The 17,437-nt window shown below is 64.5% G+C and carries 11 protein-coding genes and 1 pseudogene; 7 read left to right on the top strand and 5 right to left on the bottom strand.

Going from position 1 to position 17,437, the window contains the following annotated elements:
* Positions 1 to 31: 31 nt before the first annotated feature.
* Positions 32 to 1,663 carry a Na+/H+ antiporter gene (locus WBP06_RS04920; protein WP_395332434.1) on the bottom strand — a complete coding sequence of 544 codons (1,632 nt, stop codon included), beginning with the start codon at positions 1,661 to 1,663 and terminating at the stop codon, positions 32 to 34.
* A 604-nt stretch (positions 1,664 to 2,267) separates the two neighbouring features.
* On the opposite strand from WBP06_RS04920, the gene WBP06_RS04915 reads away from it, so the two are divergent.
* From WBP06_RS04915 to WBP06_RS04905, 3 genes and pseudogenes are all read left to right on the top strand, one after another.
* On the top strand, positions 2,268 to 4,676 hold the full coding sequence (locus WBP06_RS04915) for a TonB-dependent receptor (protein ID WP_395332432.1): 2,409 nt from the start codon (positions 2,268 to 2,270) through the stop codon (positions 4,674 to 4,676).
* Between the two features lie 60 nt (positions 4,677 to 4,736).
* On the top strand, positions 4,737 to 5,471 hold the full coding sequence (locus WBP06_RS04910; RefSeq protein ID WP_395332430.1) for a tetratricopeptide repeat protein: 735 nt from the start codon (positions 4,737 to 4,739) through the stop codon (positions 5,469 to 5,471).
* 96 nt (positions 5,472 to 5,567) lie between these two features.
* A pseudogene (locus WBP06_RS04905) lies at positions 5,568 to 6,234 on the top strand (response regulator).
* A gap of 15 nt (positions 6,235 to 6,249) precedes the next feature.
* On the opposite strand, the gene WBP06_RS04900 reads toward WBP06_RS04905, so the two are convergent.
* Complete coding sequence (locus WBP06_RS04900) at positions 6,250 to 7,623, bottom strand: sensor histidine kinase (RefSeq protein ID WP_395332428.1); 1,374 nt, start codon at positions 7,621 to 7,623, stop codon at positions 6,250 to 6,252.
* 186 nt (positions 7,624 to 7,809) lie between these two features.
* Here WBP06_RS04900 and WBP06_RS04895 point away from each other — a divergent pair, with 186 nt between their 5' ends.
* On the top strand, positions 7,810 to 8,556 hold the full coding sequence (locus WBP06_RS04895) for a type IV toxin-antitoxin system AbiEi family antitoxin domain-containing protein (RefSeq protein ID WP_395332426.1): 747 nt from the start codon (positions 7,810 to 7,812) through the stop codon (positions 8,554 to 8,556).
* Positions 8,557 to 8,563: 7 nt separating this feature from the next.
* Here the strand turns inward: WBP06_RS04895 and WBP06_RS04890 are convergent, their stop codons facing one another.
* From WBP06_RS04890 to WBP06_RS04880, 3 genes are all read right to left on the bottom strand, one after another.
* On the bottom strand, positions 8,564 to 9,133 hold the full coding sequence (locus WBP06_RS04890; RefSeq protein ID WP_395332424.1) for a TadE/TadG family type IV pilus assembly protein: 570 nt from the start codon (positions 9,131 to 9,133) through the stop codon (positions 8,564 to 8,566).
* An 89-nt stretch (positions 9,134 to 9,222) separates the two neighbouring features.
* Complete coding sequence (locus WBP06_RS04885) at positions 9,223 to 9,852, bottom strand: TadE/TadG family type IV pilus assembly protein (protein WP_395332422.1); 630 nt, start codon at positions 9,850 to 9,852, stop codon at positions 9,223 to 9,225.
* Positions 9,849 to 11,420 (bottom strand): pilus assembly protein TadG-related protein, encoded by a 1,572-nt coding sequence (locus WBP06_RS04880; protein ID WP_395332420.1) that lies wholly within the window; start codon positions 11,418 to 11,420, stop codon positions 9,849 to 9,851. The genes WBP06_RS04885 and WBP06_RS04880 overlap by 4 nt, the downstream gene beginning before the upstream one ends.
* 261 nt (positions 11,421 to 11,681) lie before the next feature.
* Here WBP06_RS04880 and WBP06_RS04875 point away from each other — a divergent pair, with 261 nt between their 5' ends.
* The 3 genes from WBP06_RS04875 to WBP06_RS04865 are packed head-to-tail and all read left to right on the top strand — an operon-like array spanning position 11,682 to position 17,426.
* A complete protein-coding gene (locus WBP06_RS04875; RefSeq protein WP_395332418.1) occupies positions 11,682 to 14,777 on the top strand; it encodes a response regulator in 3,096 nt (1,031 codons plus the stop codon).
* Positions 14,774 to 15,634 (top strand): CheR family methyltransferase, encoded by an 861-nt coding sequence (locus WBP06_RS04870; RefSeq protein ID WP_395332416.1) that lies wholly within the window; start codon positions 14,774 to 14,776, stop codon positions 15,632 to 15,634. Before WBP06_RS04875 ends, WBP06_RS04870 begins: the two co-directional genes overlap by 4 nt.
* Positions 15,624 to 17,426, top strand: a complete 1,803-nt coding sequence (locus WBP06_RS04865; protein WP_395332414.1) for a response regulator — start codon at positions 15,624 to 15,626, stop codon at positions 17,424 to 17,426. The genes WBP06_RS04870 and WBP06_RS04865 overlap by 11 nt, the downstream gene beginning before the upstream one ends.
* Positions 17,427 to 17,437: the final 11 nt, after the last annotated feature.

Raw genomic sequence — 17,437 nt, 5'->3', positions numbered from 1 at the left:
TCCGCTCCTTTCTTTTGCATTCAGATCGCGATCACCCCCGCAGGCGCGCTTCCGACAGGTCAAGTTCGCGCGTCAGCTTGCGGATGGTCTCACTGCCCACGCGCCGGCTACGGATCAGCTCGGCCAGTGCCGATCGCTCCGCCTTCAGGCCGACAAGGCGAAAATCGCGGAACAGGCGTTCCTGCGCGCGCACGGCGTCGCGCTCATCCTCGCTCAGCCCCTCGATCCGTTCGCGATAGAGGTCCATCACCCGGCCGCCCGCCGTCGCGTAACGGTCGGCATCGCCGTGGACTTCGGCCAAATGGTGCTGGTGGCGTTCGATGGCCTGGATCGCCGCTTCGGCGGTGGACACGCGTGCGGCATCTTCCTCCGCCTGCTTCGATGGTTCGGACGGCATCGTCAGGTCTTTCAGCAGGATCGGCAGCGCGACGCTTGCCAACACCAGCGAGACGATGATCACGCCCGCCGCCAGGAAAATCGCCAGATCGCGTGCCGGAAACGGCGTACCGTCGCTCAGCACCAGTGGCAGCGTCAGCACACCCGCCAGCGTGATCGCCCCGCGCACGCCCGCGAAGGACATCGCGGCGACCAGCCGCCAGTTCGGGCTGCGCACATCGGCCTGCGCCTGCCGCTTGCGCAGGATGGTCAGCTTGAACGACAGCCACACCCAGGTGAAGCGCAGCGCGGCAAGGCCCAGCACGATCGCCACGACATAGAGCGCCAGCCAGCCCGGCTCGGTATGGCCGGTAACCGCAACCGTGCGCTTTGCACCCGCAAGGATGCCCGGAAGCTGTTCACCCAGCAGCACGAAGATGATGCCGTTCAGCGTGAACTGGATCGTATCCCACACCGAATTGCGGCGCATGCGGGTAACCGCCATCGCCTGGCGCGAGATTTCGGCGAAAGTCATCGTCACCCCTGCAGCCACCGCGGCCAGGATGCCCGATGCGTGGAATTCCTCCGCCAGCATGTAGGAGCCGAAGGGGATCAGCAGGCTGACCAGAATCTGCGATCCGGTATCCTCACCCCAACCGCGCGTGACCCATGCCTTCGCGCGCGAGACCACCACCGTCACCGCAACGCCGATGACAAGGCCCATGCCCGCCACCCACAGGAAGTTGAGCGCGGCACCGCCGGCGGAGAACGTGCCGGTCAACGCCGCCGCGACCGCGAAGCGCAGGCACACCAGGCCAGAGGCATCGTTCAGCAGCAATTCCCCCTCCAGGATGTGCATCATGCGCTTGGGAATCGGCACGCGTGCGGCGATGGCGGAAACCGCGATCGGATCGGTGGGAGAGACGACGGCGGCCAGTGCAAAGGCCACTGCCAGCGGCATCGCCGGGATCATCCAGTTGATGAACAGCCCCATGCCGATCACCGTCGTCAACACCAGCCCCAGCGCCAGTTCGACCACGGTGGATACGTCCTTGAACAGTTCGTCCTTGGGAATGCGCCAGCCATCCAGAAACAGCAGCGGCGGCAGGAACAGCAGCAGGAACAGTTCGGGATTGAGCGATACGCTGTACGACGTCGACAGGCCGATCACGCCGCCCAGCAGGATCTGCACCAGCGGCGTCGGCACCGACCAGGGCAACATCCGTGAAATCGCACCGCTGACGACCACCGCCAGCAGCAGGAAAAGAACGACCGAAACTGACTCCAAACCTGAACTCCTTCATTTTCCGCGAAACGGGACCATGGGGGCAGCAGGCAACGATTGCAAATCCGCCCCCCGCCTTGCTCCGGGCATTCTAGGCCCGGCAACACTTTGAAACGATGACAGCAACGGTCATCGGGATGCGTGGCCTGCCACAATGAACGAAGTGCATCGCTCCAGCCGATTGCATAAACCGAACCTGAACCGTGCCATTCACCGTGCGTCGGCCTTGGAACGCTATTAATAATCGTTCTCAATAAACAGCGATTATCAGGTGAGGCCTTTCAACATGCGTAATATCGCCCGCACTTCCCCCGCCCTGCACGGCAGTGCGCGGCATTCGGCGATGGCCTCCACGAGCAGCATCTAGAGCGATCCGGTCCGCTTCACGCGCCCCGTGCCCGTGCGGCGCGGGCGGTCGTGCAGGGGTCGGCCGGCGATAGCCGCTTCTCCAGAAACCGCGTGCACGGCGAATGCCGCCAATCGCGCAGCCAACAATCCGTTGGAGAACTTCCAGCCGGCCTGAAACCAGGCCGGTCCTTCCACCGCGACCGAACGGCCTCGTCCGCTCGGTCTGAATACCCATAATCATCCAGAATCAGGGGGTAACGTGTCCATTTCCCGTTTCCGTAATTCGACTGCCACGGCCGCGCCGGCCTATCTCGCCCTGTCGTGCGTGGGGCTTGCCGCCACCGCTGCGCCGTCGCTGGCGCAGGACGCCGGCGCTGCCGCCAACCCGACCCGGCTTGGCGGCGTTACCGTCTCGGACACCGCGATCGATGACGACAGCTACAAGGTAGACAAGCTTTCCAGCCCCAAGGCGACGGCCCCGCTGGTCGATACGCCGCGCTCCATCACCGTGATCCCCAGCCAGATGCTGTCGGACACCAATTCGGCCTCGCTCGCCGAAGCGCTGCGCACCGTGCCCGGCATCACCATGGGCGCCGGCGAAGGCGGCAACCCGCTGGGCGACCGCCCGTTCATCCGTGGCAGCGACAGCCAGGCATCGACCTACCTTGACGGCGTGCGCGACATCGCCAGCCAGAGCCGCGAAACGTTCGCGATCGAATCGATCGAAGTCACCCGTGGTTCGGACAGCGTCACCAACGGTTCGGGCAATGCCGGCGGATCGATCAACCTGGTTTCCAAGGCACCGCGCGCGGACCGCTTTGCCCGTCTCGACGCCAGCTACGGCAGCGACGACTACAAGCGCGTGACCGTGGACATCAACCAGCCGCTCAACGACTTCATCGGCGTGCGCATCAACGGCATGTGGCACGACCAGGACGTCGCCGGCCGCGATGCCGTGTGGCAGAAGCGCTGGGGCGTTGCGCCCTCGGTCAAGTTCGGCCTGAACGGCCCGACCAGCCTGCAGCTCGACTGGTATCACCTGCACAGCAACGAACTGCCGGACACCGGCATTCCGTACTACACGATCCTTGCCAACCAGCCGGAAGCGAATTGGCAGACCGCGCCTGCCGGCACCGACGTGCGCCCGCGCGACGCGTTCTATGGCTTGGTCGACCGCGACTTCCGCAAGACCACCGTCGATCAGTTCACCGCGCGCTTCCAGCACGATTTCGACGGCGACCTGACCGTGCGCAACACCATGCGCTACTCCAACTCGTCGCAGAAGTACCTGTGGACCCAGCCGGACGATTCCAAGGGCAACGTCGCCTCTTACGGCACCGTCGGCCGTCGCGTGAACTCACGCTACACCACCCAGTCGGGCTTCGTCGATCAGGCCGATCTGTCGGGCAAGTTCGAGACCGGCGCGCTGAAGCACAGCTTCACCGCCGCGCTGGAATACAGCTGGCAGAAGGCCCAGTACGGCAGCTACTACGCCAGCGCCGCGGGTGACGCACTGCCCGGCTCGATCGCGTGCCCCACGGCCACTTCGGGCACCAACTACAACTGCACCAGCCTTGACAACCCCAACCCGAACGACCCGTGGACCGGCACGATCGTGAAGGGCCCGTCGAACTCGCTGACGATGTCCAACAGTTCGACCTATTCGGCCTCGCTGTTCGACACGATCAGCATCGGCGAGAGCTGGAAGCTGAACCTGGGCGGCCGTTACGACCACTACATCACCAATGCCTCGGCAGCGCTGGCCAAGCCTTTCGTCGGCACCCGCACCTGGCAGCACAAGGTGGATGACCTGTTCACCTACCAGGCTGGCCTGATCTTCAAGCCTGCCCGTAACGGCACGCTCTACATCTCGACCGCCAGCTCCGCGATCCCGCCGGGCTCGTTCCTGGCGCAGGGCAGCGAAGACAACAGCCTTACCGGCACCAACGGCACGACCGGCGCCACCATCAGCATGGACGACCTGAAGGTCCAGAAGACCACCAGCTACGAAGCCGGCACCAAGTGGGAGTTCTTCGACCGCGCACTGTCGCTCAACTTCGACGTGTTCCAGACCCGCACCACCAATGCCCGCACCACCGATCCGACCACGGGCGGCGTGGCGTTCATCGGTACCAAGCGCGTGCGCGGTTTCGAAGTGGGCTTCAGCGGCAACGTGACCGATGAGTGGAGCGTCTTCGGCGGCTACACCTACATGGATTCGAAGGTGACCAACGCCGGCATGACCGGCACCAAGGGCACCGACGCCAGCGGCGCCGTGGCAACCTTCTATGCACCGGCGGCGGCGACCGGTCATGAGTTCCCCAACACGCCGAAGAACAGCTTCACCCTGTTCACCAACTACAAGGTCACGCCACAGTTCAACCTGGGTGGCGGCGTCATGTACATGGACAAGGTCTATGGCGGCTTCTCGGACAGCCGCAGCTACAAGCTGGGCGTGTTCTCGATCGACAAGACCCGCGCGACCTACGTGCCCAGCTATTGGCGCTTCGATGCGAACGCGAGCTATGACATCACCGAGAATCTCTCGCTGCGCGTCAACGCTCTGAACCTGACCAACAAGCTGTACTACGATCAGGCCTACCCGACCCACTACGCCCACCAGGCGGCGGGTCGCACGGTGATCGGCACGATCAGCGTCAAGTACTGATGATAACGGGGCGGAAGGCACGGCTTTCCGCCCCGTTCCCTTGTCCGAACACACAATAGCATGACCGACATCCTCCCCACCGCCGCAACGAAATCGACCGAGGAATGGCGCGCGATCCTGTCGCGCGGGGCCGAGGCGGCGACGCCGGAACTGGCCAAGTCCGCGGCTGAGGGCCTTGTCGATGCCCAGCTTGCCTATGGGCAATGCCTGCTCGACGGATATGGCGTGAAGGCCGACCCCGCCGCCGCGCTGAGCTGGTTCATGAAGGCGGCCCACGCCGGCCATCCGATGGGCATGAACATGGTTGGCCGCTGCTGCGACCTTGGCTGGGGCACCCGGGTGGACAAGCGCCTGGCGGCACAATGGTACGACGCCGCAGCGCGGCTGGGGCTGGACTGGGCGATGTACAATCTGGCGACGCTGCATGGGCTGGGCCATGGCGTTGCGCTGGACCGGGCAGAGGCGCTCCGCCTGTTCCGGATGGCCGCCGATCGCGGCCACGTGAAATCGATCACCATGCTCGGCAGCTTTCACGAGGACGGCTGGGGTGTGCCGCGTGACATGGCCGCGGCTGCGGATTTCTATCGCCGCGGGGCCGAAGGCGGCGACTTTCGCGGACAGTTCAACCACGCACGCATGCTGATCGAGGCTGGAGAGATCAACGCGGCGATCGGCTGGCTGCACAAGTTGCCCGAAACCGCGACACCGGCGTTCCTGGAAAAAGTCCGGCAGTGGCTGGCGGCGCGACCGGAAGCGGCGCTGAATCGTGCGGCGGACAGCCTCGCAAAGGCGTGATCCCGCCCGCACCGTCCTCCCGGTTGTTGCAAATAATAATCGCAAGCAATAATGGGTGGCTACCGCCATTTTCGAGGATCGGCCCGGATCGGACCCATGCGAATTCTAGTCATCGAGGACGATCAGCCGCTGGCGAACGAAATCGCCCGTGCCCTGCGTGAAGAAAACTTCGCGGTGGACATCGCCGGAAACGGCGAGGATGGCGGCCACTTGGGCGCCACCGAGCGTTACGATGCCGTCGTCCTGGACCTGGGTCTGCCGAAAGTGGACGGCCTTACCGTGCTCCAGAACTGGCGCGCGCAGGAGATCGCCCTGCCGGTCCTGATCCTGACCGCGCGCGATGCCTGGGCAGAGAAAGTCGCCGGTTTCAAGGCCGGCGCGGATGACTACCTGATCAAACCGTTTCGCGTGCAGGAACTGGTGATGCGCCTGCGCGCGCTGGTTCGCCGATCTCGCGGCCACGCCGCCACGCGCATCCGCTGCGGATCGCTGTCGTTCGAACATGCAACTGGGCCATTTCGAGATCGACGGTCTGCCCCTGCGGCTGACGGCGTTCGAATGGCGGGTGCTTTCGGCGCTGATGCTCCACAAGGAGATCGTGGTGGAACGGCGCGAACTGATCGACAAGGTCTACGAATACGATGCCGATGCGGATTCGAACTCGCTGGAAGTGATCATCGGCCGACTGCGCCGCAAGATCGGCGCCGAAATGATCCAGACGGTGCGCGGCAGGGGCTATCGCCTGGGCCTGCCGCTGCCCTGACCGGCGTCCGCCGCCTCAGCGCGGCAGCATCAGGGTCACCCGCAGCCCGCCCAGTTCCGAGGGGCCCAGGCCCAGCGATCCACCGTGCAGTTCGGCCAGTTCCCGCGCGATGGGCAAGCCGAACCCGTGGCCATCCTCTCGCTCGTCCAGCCGCTTGCCCGGAACCATGGCCTGTTCGATGACCGCGGAACCGATGCCCGGCCCATCGTCTTCGATGGTGATCCGCGTGAACTTGCCATCCTCGGCACCGGAAACGACGATGCGCGTGCTTGCCCACTTGAAAGCGTTGTCCAACAGGTTGCCCAGCATCTCCGAAAGATCCTGCGGATCGCATTTCATGGACAGGTCGGCCGCGATGCGCGCTTCCGCCGTTATGCGACGATCGGGATAGACACGGGCCAGCGCATCCAGAAGATCGCCGATCGGTTCGGTCACCGAAACCACCCGTCGCCCCGGCGCGCCGGGCGATGCCGCCCGGGCGCGGCCAAGATGGTGGCGAATGGCGCCATCGATCTGGGCGACCAGTTCGCCCAACTGTCCGTCCGGATCGCGCCCCGGTTGCCCCAGCTTGACGGACAGCGTCGCCAGCGGCGTCTTCAGGCTGTGCGCAAGGTTGGAGACATGGCCACGCGCGCGGGAAAGCGCCGCCTCGTTCTCGTCAAGCATGGCGTTGAGTTCCGCCGCCAGCGACTGCAGTTCCGCCGGCTGCCGGTCCGGCACGCGATGCAGCCTGCCGGCGCGAACGCCCTCTATCGCCTGCTTCAACCGCTGCAGCGGCTTCAGCCCGACATGCAACTGCAACAGCGATGCCCCCAGCAGCGCCAGACACAGCAGCCCCAGCGTGACCAGCACCGGCGCGACGGCGGCGGCACGCAGCCGCTTGTATACCGCATGGGGCGCAACCGCCGTGATCCGCACGGTGCCGGAGGGGCGCTCCAGCACCAGCAACCGCACATAGAGATCGCCTGACCGGCCAGACTGCAAGGTTTCCGGCGGCCCCTTGAAATGCCCTTCCCGGCCCGGCGTCCCATAAGGATGGAAGTCCAGGACGCCGATCTGGTCCGTGGCGCCATAAACCTGCCCGCGCGCCTCGATCCGCCAGGTCCAGCCGCGACGGTACTGCGTATAGGGTGCGATCTGGTGCAGCATCGCACCATCCACCGTGCCGTCGGGCCTTACGCTGCGCGCCAGAAGGCCGATCTGGACGTCAAGGCTTCGATCCAGGCTGCGCCGCACATAGCTATCCAGCACGACATCGATGGACAGCGCGGCGGCAAGCAGCGCGGCCCCCGTCAGCACGACGCCAACCACAAGCAGGCGTCCCCTTATCGAACTGACCACCGTGACAACGTGGCCCCTGATCGCCTTGGCCGCGATCACGCGGCTCATATGGTCGCGCCTTGCACTGCATTCACCTGGATATGTCTCCGCCGTTCCTGTCCCGAGTGGCGCATAGTCCAGGCGCTGTAAAGCGCAGTGCTATCGCCAATCATTTTCAACAATCACGCAAGCCAAACCGAACCTGAACGGCAGGATTCAGCCTGCATCTGCCTCGGCCCGCTAGACCTCTTGCCGATGGTGCACTCCGAAAATCCATGGGCCGAGCCTCGACCGGGCACGGCCAAAGCCAGCGACGCCACGGCGCCCGCATCGCAGTTCCGCAGCCTGCGTCAATGCGCGGTTCTTCCGTTTCAGGAGCGCAAGTTTATCCAACTGCTGCGCCTCCACGCCACCGCCTCACGGGTCGAGGCCCACGCCCTGACGACCGCGCTCACCACAGTGGAAGATGCAATCAAGTTGCTGGCTGCGGAAGCAGTTGTGCATGGGCTGGCGATATTCTCCCCCGGCTCCGCTTTCGTCAGCGCCGACGAAAGCGCGATCCTGGACCGGCTGGCGCGGTTCCAGCGCCCGTCGCAATGGGCCGACAGGCAGCCGGCAAACCGCCTTGAACACGTGCTGAAAGCCTGCGCCGCCCTGCTGGCCGGGCATGGCCGGCGAATGGCCCCCCGGCCACAGCAGATGGAAGACCACCCCGGTGTCCATGTCTGCTTGCGCGCGGACACGACTAGGCAGGCATTGCCGCCGCGCCAACGATCGACCCAAGGCAAAGTCCCGCCGATCTGGGACGGGGTGCAGGAACCCCCGCCGGGAACGCTTCGCGCACGCGCGCTGGACATCGTGCGCCGCCACGGAATCGCGACGACCGCGCATTTCCTGGCCATTGGCATGACCTATCAGCAGCTCAGCAAGCTGCACAAGCAGGGCTACGTCCGCAAGGCAGGACACGGCCGCTACACCCTGCCGGCGGCGATTTCCCGATAAGCCCGCGTCAGGTGCAGGCGGACTGCCCGCCGGTCCCGGTCACGCCACTGGTGATATCGCGGTCGTCGCGGATGAGGAACGCGGCTTCCTGATAGAATACCGGGTTCTTGACGAACATGGTGCCGAACAGCGGCTGATAGGCATAATAGACTTCCACGTACATCACCGCCGAATTGGCAATGGCCTTGATGGTGTGGCCGGTCTTGCCCATGCCGGTCAGCGTCGTATTCGCCGGACCATAGGCGGAGCTGCGCGCCAGACTACCGCGACAGCGCTGCCAGTGGATATATTGGCTGGTAGACGATTTCCTCTCGAGGCTGGAGAGGATGATGCGCCCGTTCGCGCCGAAGTTGAACGAACTGCCCTGCGTAAGCGCGCCAGACATGATCGAATTCACATCGGTTTCCGTAACCGAGGGCGCAACCGCCGAGTTATCGGCCTGGCCAAGACGAGAGGCGTTGTCCGCCACGGAAGTGGCAAGCTGGGACACTTCCATCTTCACCATGGCCATGTAGGCCAGTTCGGTGCCGTAAAGCCCCAGGGTGATGAGAACCGGCAGCACGAGTGCGAATTCCATCAGCGATACACCGCTCTCGTCGCGACAAAGGCGCCGCGCGAACCGCCGGATACGAAGGTGCGCGACGCGCAGATGCGAAGCCCGCGCGCTCACTTGCAGACCCCCGCGGCCGTGCCGTAATCCGCCTGCTGGCCGTAAGGCTGGTTCTTCCGGACTGTCGTCGCCGTCAGCGTGCGCGTCTGGTCCGGGTTGGTCAGGCCGGGGATCGGGAACAGCGGTTTGTAGGTGGCCTTCACCGTGTAGAGAACGACGTCGTTCGGCCCGCCGTTGCCAGACTGCCCGACGTCGGCATCCCATCGGCCGTTCTTGTTCTCGTCAACATAGGCCTCGTTATTGTCGCACGTGCCGTTGTTGTTCTTGTCGTTCCAGGCCTCTGGGCGGGCAATATCGGTAAAGTCGTAATAACTGGAACGCGTGGTGGATACGGTAGCACCGGGTGCCACGCGGCCTACGACTGCCAGTATCTTCTGGTCCAGAGTCGTCGTATCTGCCATTTCCAGCGTACCGTTACGGGCCGCATCCTCCACCGCACCATGAAGCACGGCGTTGACGTAGGCCATGTGGCCGATGTCGAAGATTCCGCACAGCAGCAGGATCAGCACCGGGGCCGCCATCGCAAACTCGACGGCTGCCATGCCTTGACGATCCTTCGCCAGCCGAAGGGCCAGGTTGCGCAGAGCCGCGCGGCGGCGCGGGGCGATGAAAACCGCCGCGCTCACTGCGTGATCCTCAGTTCGCCAATTTGCTTGGCGATTTCCAGAAAGGCCGTGTTGAGTTCGTCAGAATCGCTCGCGGTGTAGGAACTGTTCTCCGACGCGCAGTAGGTCAGGTCTTTGGACAGGGTGGACGTGAAGGCGATGGCCCAGATGCGTACGCCCTTGGCCTTGATGGCATCGCAGACAGCCCGGAAACGGGACGTATGAACCGCGTCGGCCGTGGTCTCTGAACCGTTCTGAGTCACGCGCAGATCCCACCAGTCGATCCCCCATGCCGAAGTGGAAGAATTTGCCGTATCCATCTGACCGTCGGTCATGAAGATGATATGGCGCGCCACTTCACCCTTGTTCGATGGCGCGATGTTGACGTTGCCACTGAAGATGCCGTCCGGGGAAATCAGGCGCCCGCCCCAGATCATGCCGATGTCCAGATAGGTGCCGCCGTTCGCCACCAGCGAGTCCGCATAGGCATTGAAGTCGGTCTGACTCATTTCCGTCAGAAGCTGCGCTTTCACCGGACAGTATTCACTTACCGAAGAGCCTTGGGTGGTCGTGCTTGTAGTCCAGTTTGACGTATCGCTGCTCGCGTTCTTGCCGCGAATATAACTGATCTGGTACCACTGGGGCGACCATTTCGTATTGATATCCGTGGTCGGCGCGGAATCGATATCGATGTCCCGCGCGCCCGCGGGCGAATAACCGGTGGTCGGCGAATAGCTGAAGCTCGAAGCGGTGGTAGTTGCCCGTTCCTCGATGCATCCGTCCCAGGTCGACGACTGCGTGGAGCCGTTGCTTCCGGTGGGTGTTTGTGTCCGGGCGAACGTCTTGAACACACTGGTGTCATAGGAAACGGGTTGATAGTAAAAAGTCGATTTGCTCGTAGACCACTGTCTGGACTGGTAAGTATGGCTATCCGCCAGATAACTGGGATTCAGCGCATAGAGCAGTCGCCCGACGTTAACCGTCGAACTGTACGGCACGAAGCCATAGCGTACGCGCGCCGTGGTGCCCGAAGTGGCGGAATAGAGCGTGGAATAGAAATTCTTCATGGCCGCGCGCAGCGCTTGAATGCGTGTCTGGCTGCCCGACAGCGCGCTGTCCATCGACCCGGTCGTATCCAGAACCATCATCACGTCTGCATTGCCCACGCTCATGGACGACGCACAGCTGACGCTGATATTGAAGGTGTTGAAACCGAACAGCCGCATCACCAGCGTGTTCAGCGTGGTCGACGCCACGCCCCGCACAGTTTGGCCGTTGTCGGTCGTGCTGGGCGTGAAGGCGGTACCGGTGGTCTCCTGCCCATTATCATCGAAATTGGTCGCAAAGTAGTCTTGCGCAGCCTGTATGGAGGGAGCGTCCAGCCCGCTGTTCGACACAGTCCGCCGTCCGGCCAACACACCGGCGTCGCAAGCCGCTTGAAGCTGGTTGCGCGCCTTGTAGTAGCGGCTGAAGTCGATGCCGGAGCCGACCACCATGGCCGCGACGACCATGCCCACCGCGGCCAGCGGCAGGATGTTGCCTGCGGTATCGCGGATCAGGCGTTGGATCTGGTTTCTGAGATGACGCATCGCTTGGCCAGTCGTGCTGGAGGGAACTCGGCAAAATTCAGCGACTTCCTTAGATGACATTACTTAAGGAAACCCTTCGTGGGTCTACGGCGCCCTTCCTCCACGAAGTCTTCCCAATTGCGGGAAACGCGAAATTAACCGTGTATTTGCCGATCCCTGCGGGAACCAATGGGCAACTCGGCGGTTTAGAACCTGATCCGGGGGCCGTACGTGATCGGGGAAAGCACGGCTCGCTCAGCCCATATGCCCCTGAGATCCAAGATGGCCTCGTCCAAGACTTTCAATCCGCAGGTCCAGCTTGCACTCATCATACTTGGCGTTCTGGCGCTCTGTCTGCTGGTCGACGTTACGGTTCCGCTGGGAACGGGCGTAAGCGTTCTCTATCTGCTGCCCACCGTGATTGCCTATGCCGCGCGCCGGCCGGTGACGCCGTTGCTGGCGGCGGTCGCCGGGGTCGGCTGTGCGTTCCTGGCCTATTTCATCGCGCCGCAGGGCCTCGGCCCCGAAGTCGCCATGGCCAACCGATCGCTGTCTGGCCTGACCAATCTGCTGATCGCGGGGATCGGCTTCATGCTGATCCGCTATCGCAATGCCAATCAGCACCAGCAGTGGCTGCGCGAAAGCGAGAACGATCTGGCACGCGCGACTGCCGGCAGCCTTGCGCTGGACGAGATGGGCAGCCGTGCCCTTGCCTTCCTGGGCGAACGGTTCGGTGCGATCGCCGGTGCGATCTACGTCCGGGACGACGGCGGCTTTCACAAGGTTGCCGCCTGGGGCGTACCGTCGGACGCCCAGATGCCGGAACGGATCGTGGAGGGTGAAGGCCTGCTGGGAGAGGTGGCCCGCACCGGGCGCGTCACCTCCATCGCGCATGTGCCCCACGGCTATCTGGCGTTCGGCTCCTCGCTCGGCCGGGCAACGCCTGCGCGGCTGATCATGGGTGCCACGCAGGCCGATGGGCAGATCAACGGCGTCATCGAACTGGGCTTTCTGGACGATCCGGATGCGCGCCCCGCCGATCTTGCGACGTTCCTGGACATCGTTTCGGGCACGCTGGGCATCACTTTGCGCGGCGCGAAATATCGCGCGCGGCTGGAACAGTTCCTGGTGGAAACCCAGCAACAGGCGGAGGAACTGCAGAACCAGAGCGAGGAACTGCGCGCCACGAACGACGAGCTTGAGGCGCAGAGCAAACTGCTGATGCAATCCCAGTCGCAACTGGAAGAGCAGCAGGCCGAACTCGAACGCTTCAATTCTCAGCTGGAAGAACACAGCCAGTCTCTGGAAGCCCAGCGCGACGAGCTTGCGCGCTCGCAGACGCAATTGCGCACCCAGGCCGAGGAATTGGAGCAGGCCAGCCGCTACAAGAGCGAATTCCTCGCCAACATGAGCCACGAACTGCGCACGCCGCTCAATTCCCTGCTGATCATGGCCCGCCTGCTGGCCGACAATCGCGGCGGCAACCTGACAGAGGAACAGGTGCGGTTCTCCGAAACCATCGAATCCTCCGGCAACGACCTGCTGACGCTGATCAACGACGTGCTGGACATTTCGAAGATCGAGGCCGGGCATCTGGAGCTGGAACCGCAGGAAGTGGGGGTGGCCGCCCTTCTCGGCAAACTGGAGAGCGCCTTTGCCCCTTCCGCCTCAGAAAAGGGGCTTGCGCTCGCACTCTCCGCTTCCGCCGAGGTTCCCGAAGCCATTCACACCGATCCGCTGCGGCTTGAGCAGGTGCTGAAGAACTTCCTCTCCAACGCCATCAAGTTCACCGATAGCGGCGAAGTGGCGCTGGCCGTCTCCCGCGCGGCTACCGGCCGCATCGCCTTTGCCGTGCGCGACACCGGCCCCGGCATCGCGACGGAACAGCAGGAGGTGATCTTCGAAGCCTTCCGCCAGGCCGATGGCGGCATTGCCCGCAAGTATGGCGGCACCGGCCTTGGTCTCTCCATCTCGCGCGAACTGGCGCATCTGCTGGGCGGCACCATCACCGTGGAAAGCACCCCCGGCCAGGGCAGCACGTTCACGCTGGAACTGCCGGATGCCCTGACGCCAGACGCCACGCCGATCGCGCGCCGGTCCGCCGCCCTGCCCTCGGCGCCTGCCCCCGCCGCACCGACCGCCCGCCGCGCCCCGGTGCCGCAGGACGATCGCGAGACGCTGTCCGGCACCTCCCGCGTGATCCTGATCGTGGAGGACGACCCCGCCTTTGCGCGCATCCTTGCCGATCTTGCCCATGAGGTCGGCTTCCAGTGCCTGATCGCCGGCACCGCCGACGAAGGCGCGCTGCTGGCGCGGCAATATCTGCCGCAGGCCGTGATCCTGGACATGCACCTGCCCGATCACACCGGGCTTTCGGTGCTGGACCGGATCAAGCGCGATACCCGCACGCGCCATATCCCGGTGCACATCGTCTCCGCCGATCATGACGATCACGCGGCGCTGGCCAGTGGCGCGGTGGGCTACCTGTTCAAGCCGGTCAGCCGCGATACCCTGGTCGGCATGCTGGAAGGGCTGGAGGCGCGCATGGCGCAGCGCCTGCGCCGCGTGCTGGTGGTGGAGGACGATCCTCGCCAGGCCGAAGCAATCCACCACCTGCTCGCCTCACGCGATGTGGAGACGGTGGACGTGCAGAGCGCGGCGGCCTGCCTGGAACGGCTGGGCAGCGACACCTTCGACTGCATGGTGCTGGACCTGAACCTGCCGGACATGTCGGGGCTGGACCTGCTGGAGCGCCTTTCCCACGACGAGAGCGTCGGCTTCCCCCCGGTGATCGTCTACACCGGCCGCGAGCTTTCCGAGGAAGTGGAGATGCGGCTGCGCCGCTACTCCAAGTCGATCATCGTCAAGGGCGCCAAAAGCCCCGAACGCCTGCTGGACGAGGTTACCCTGTTCCTCCACCAGGTCGTTTCCGAACTCCCGCAGGAAAAGCAGCAGTTGCTGGCCCGCTCGCTGGGCCGCGATGCCGCACTGGAAGGCCGCCAGATCCTGGTGGTCGAGGATGACATCCGCAACATCTATGCGCTGACTTCGGTGCTGGAGCCGCACGGCGTTTCCGTGCGGATCGCCCGCAACGGGATCGAGGCGCTGAACGAGCTGGCCCGCGCGGCGGACAGCGATGGCCTGCCGGTCGACCTGGTCCTGATGGACGTGATGATGCCGGAAATGGACGGGCTGGCCTGCATGCGCGAAATCCGCAAGCATGCGCAGTGGAACGCGCTGCCGGTGATCGCGCTGACCGCCAAGGCCATGGAGCGCGACCATCTGGAATGCCTGGAGGCCGGCGCCAACGACTACCTGTCGAAACCGCTCGACATCGACAAGCTGCTCAGCCTCGTGCGTGTGTGGATGCCGCGATGAGACTGGTGGGGGAAGCGCTGGAAAACCTGGAGGTCGACCTTCTGGTGGAGGCGATCTGGCGGCGGTATCAGTACGATTTCCGCGACTATTCGCGCGCATCGCTGCTGCGCCGCCTGCAGCGCGCGCAGGCCCATTTCGGCTACCCGCACCTCTCCAGCCTGCTCGACCGGATTCTTCACGATCCGGACAGTCTGGACGTGCTGATCGGCTTCCTGACCATCCAGGTCAGCGAGATGTTCCGCGATCCGGAATATTTCCGCGCCGTCCGCGAAAAGGTGATCCCGCACTTGCGCACCTGGCCTTCCATCAAGGTATGGGTCGCCGGATGCGCCAATGGCGAGGAATTCTATTCGCTGGCGATCCTCTTCCGCGAGGAAGGGCTGGCCGAACGCACCTTGTTCTATTGCACGGACATCAATCCCGCCGCGCTCGCCCGGGCAGAGGCCGGGGTCTACGACGTGGACCGGCTTGCCGGCTTCTCGCGCAATTACCGCGAGGCAGGTGGACAGGGGTCGCTGGCGGATTACTACACGGCCAGCTACGGCGTCGCCCGTTTCGACCCCACCTTGCGCAAGCGGGCGGTCTTCGCCGATCACAACCTTGCCAGCGATGCGGTGTTTTCAGAAGTGCAGTTTGTTTCCAGTCGCAACGTGCTGATCTATTTCGACCGCGCCCTGCAGGATCGGGCATTGGGGCTCTTCGCCAGTTCGCTTCCCCCCGGCGGCTTCCTGGGCCTGGGCTCCAAGGAAACCGTGCAATTCTCGGCCGAAGGCGAAAGCTTCGCCGATTTTGCGCCGATGGAAAAGATCTGGCGGCGCACCACCCTTCAGGCCGAGGAGATGGCTTTTGCTGAATGAGCCCCTCAAGATCCTCGCCGTCGACGACGTGCCGGAGAACCTGGTCGCGCTGGAAGCCGCACTGGATCAGCCGGGGATCGAACTGGTCACCGTGCCTTCGGGGTTCGACGCGCTGGAAGTGCTGCTGCGAGAGGAATTCGCGCTGGCCCTGCTGGACGTGCAGATGCCGGGAATGGACGGTTTCGAACTGGCCGAACTGATGCGCGGAACGGAACGCACGCGCGGCGTTCCGATCATCTTCCTCACCGCCGTCGCCACCGACGAGCGGCGCAAGTTTCGCGGCTATGAAACCGGCGCGGTCGACTATCTGCTGAAGCCGCTGGACATCACCGAGCTGAACTCGAAAGTCGCGGTCTTCGTCGAATTGGCCCGGCAGCGGCGGGAAATCGCCCGCCAGCGTGACGAACTCGGCCTGGCGCTCGGCCGGTTGCGCGCGCACGGCGACAATTCGCCGCTGGCCGTGCTGGAGATCGACGCCAACCTGCGGGTCGTCAGCTGGTATCGCAGTGCCGAGCGCGAGATCGGCTTTGCCGCCGAGGACATGCTGGGCCTGAAGGTGGAGGATGCGCCATTCCTGGTGGCCGGCGAGCGCGGCCATTTCCTTGAGAACATGCGCGCCCTGCTGGGCGGCGGCGACCGGCGCGAGATGCAGGAGCATCGCTACCTCCATGCCGATGGCTCGCTGCGCAAGGGCGAATGGTACTGCTCCTCACTGGCCGGCACCGGGGTGCGACCGGCCACGGTGATGATCGAACTGCTCGACGTCACGGCCCGCCACCGGGCGGAGGAGACGCAACGGCTGCTGATCGGCGAGTTGAACCACCGCGTGAAGAACACGCTGGCCACCGTGCAGGCCATCGCCTCGCAAGGCCTGCGCCACGCCCATTCGCCGCAGAGCTTCCAACTTGCCTTCACCGGCCGCCTGCAGGCGCTGGCGCGCGCGCATTCGCTGCTCAGCACCACGACATGGGAAGCCGCCAGCCTGCGACGCCTGATCGCGGATCAGGTGGCGATCGGCACCGTGAGCGAGGATCGCCTGCGGCTTTCCGGGCCGGACCTGGATCTTCCGCCGGAAATGGCGCTGCGCTTCTCGCTGATCCTCCACGAACTGACCACGAACGCGCACAAGTACGGCGCGCTGTCGAACGAAACCGGCATCGTGACGCTTGCCTGGGGCCATGCCGACAGCGTGCTGGACTTCACTTGGCGCGAAAGCGGCGGCCCGACCGTGATCACGCCCGAGCGGCGCGGTTTCGGCTCCACCCTGATCGAAAGCAGCATGACGGCGGACGGCGCGCGGATCACCGCCGATTTCGCGCCGGACGGGGTTCACTGGCACCTGGTGCTTCCCCTCGCGCTGATATCCGAGGAGTTCGAAACGGCAGCGCCCACGGCCGATCCCGCGCCGACGGCTTCGTCCAATCCGGGCACCCTGCGCATTCTCGTCGTCGAGGACGAGCCACTGGTGGCGATGGAACTGATGATGGAGATCGAGGATTCGGGCGCCGTCCCCCTCGGCCCCGCCAACACCTGCGATCAGGCGGTGGCGCTGATCCGCCAGGGTGCGCCCGATCTGGCCCTGCTGGACGGCAACCTCAATGGCGAAAAGATCGACACTGTCGCCGACGAACTGGCCGCGCGGGCGATCCCGTTCGCCTTCGTCAGCGGTTATGATCGCAGCCACCTGCCCTCCGCCCACGCCACCCGGCCCATGCTCGGCAAGCCGTTCCTCTCCACCGACGTGCGATCGACGGTCCAGCAGCTGGTGGCGGAGATCGCGGGCGCGGTTTGAACCGCCGATTC

The organism is Novosphingobium mississippiense, from assembly GCF_044029535.1.
Classification (GTDB): domain Bacteria; phylum Pseudomonadota; class Alphaproteobacteria; order Sphingomonadales; family Sphingomonadaceae; genus Novosphingobium.
Note: the sequence above shows the minus strand (reverse complement) of the source record. Positions and strands in the feature narration are given on the sequence as shown.

Excerpts from the sequence above, each read along its gene's own strand:
- WBP06_RS04910 (WP_395332430.1), top strand. The coding sequence starts at position 4,737 with ATGACCGACATCCTCCCCACCGCCGCAACGAAATCGACCGAGGAATGG.
- WBP06_RS04900 (WP_395332428.1), bottom strand. The coding sequence starts at position 7,623 with ATGAGCCGCGTGATCGCGGCCAAGGCGATCAGGGGCCACGTTGTCACG.
- WBP06_RS04895 (WP_395332426.1), top strand. The coding sequence starts at position 7,810 with ATGGTGCACTCCGAAAATCCATGGGCCGAGCCTCGACCGGGCACGGCC.
- WBP06_RS04890 (WP_395332424.1), bottom strand. The coding sequence starts at position 9,133 with ATGGAATTCGCACTCGTGCTGCCGGTTCTCATCACCCTGGGGCTTTAC.
- WBP06_RS04880 (WP_395332420.1), bottom strand. The coding sequence starts at position 11,420 with ATGCGTCATCTCAGAAACCAGATCCAACGCCTGATCCGCGATACCGCA.
- WBP06_RS04875 (WP_395332418.1), top strand. The coding sequence starts at position 11,682 with ATGGCCTCGTCCAAGACTTTCAATCCGCAGGTCCAGCTTGCACTCATC.
- WBP06_RS04870 (WP_395332416.1), top strand. The coding sequence starts at position 14,774 with ATGAGACTGGTGGGGGAAGCGCTGGAAAACCTGGAGGTCGACCTTCTG.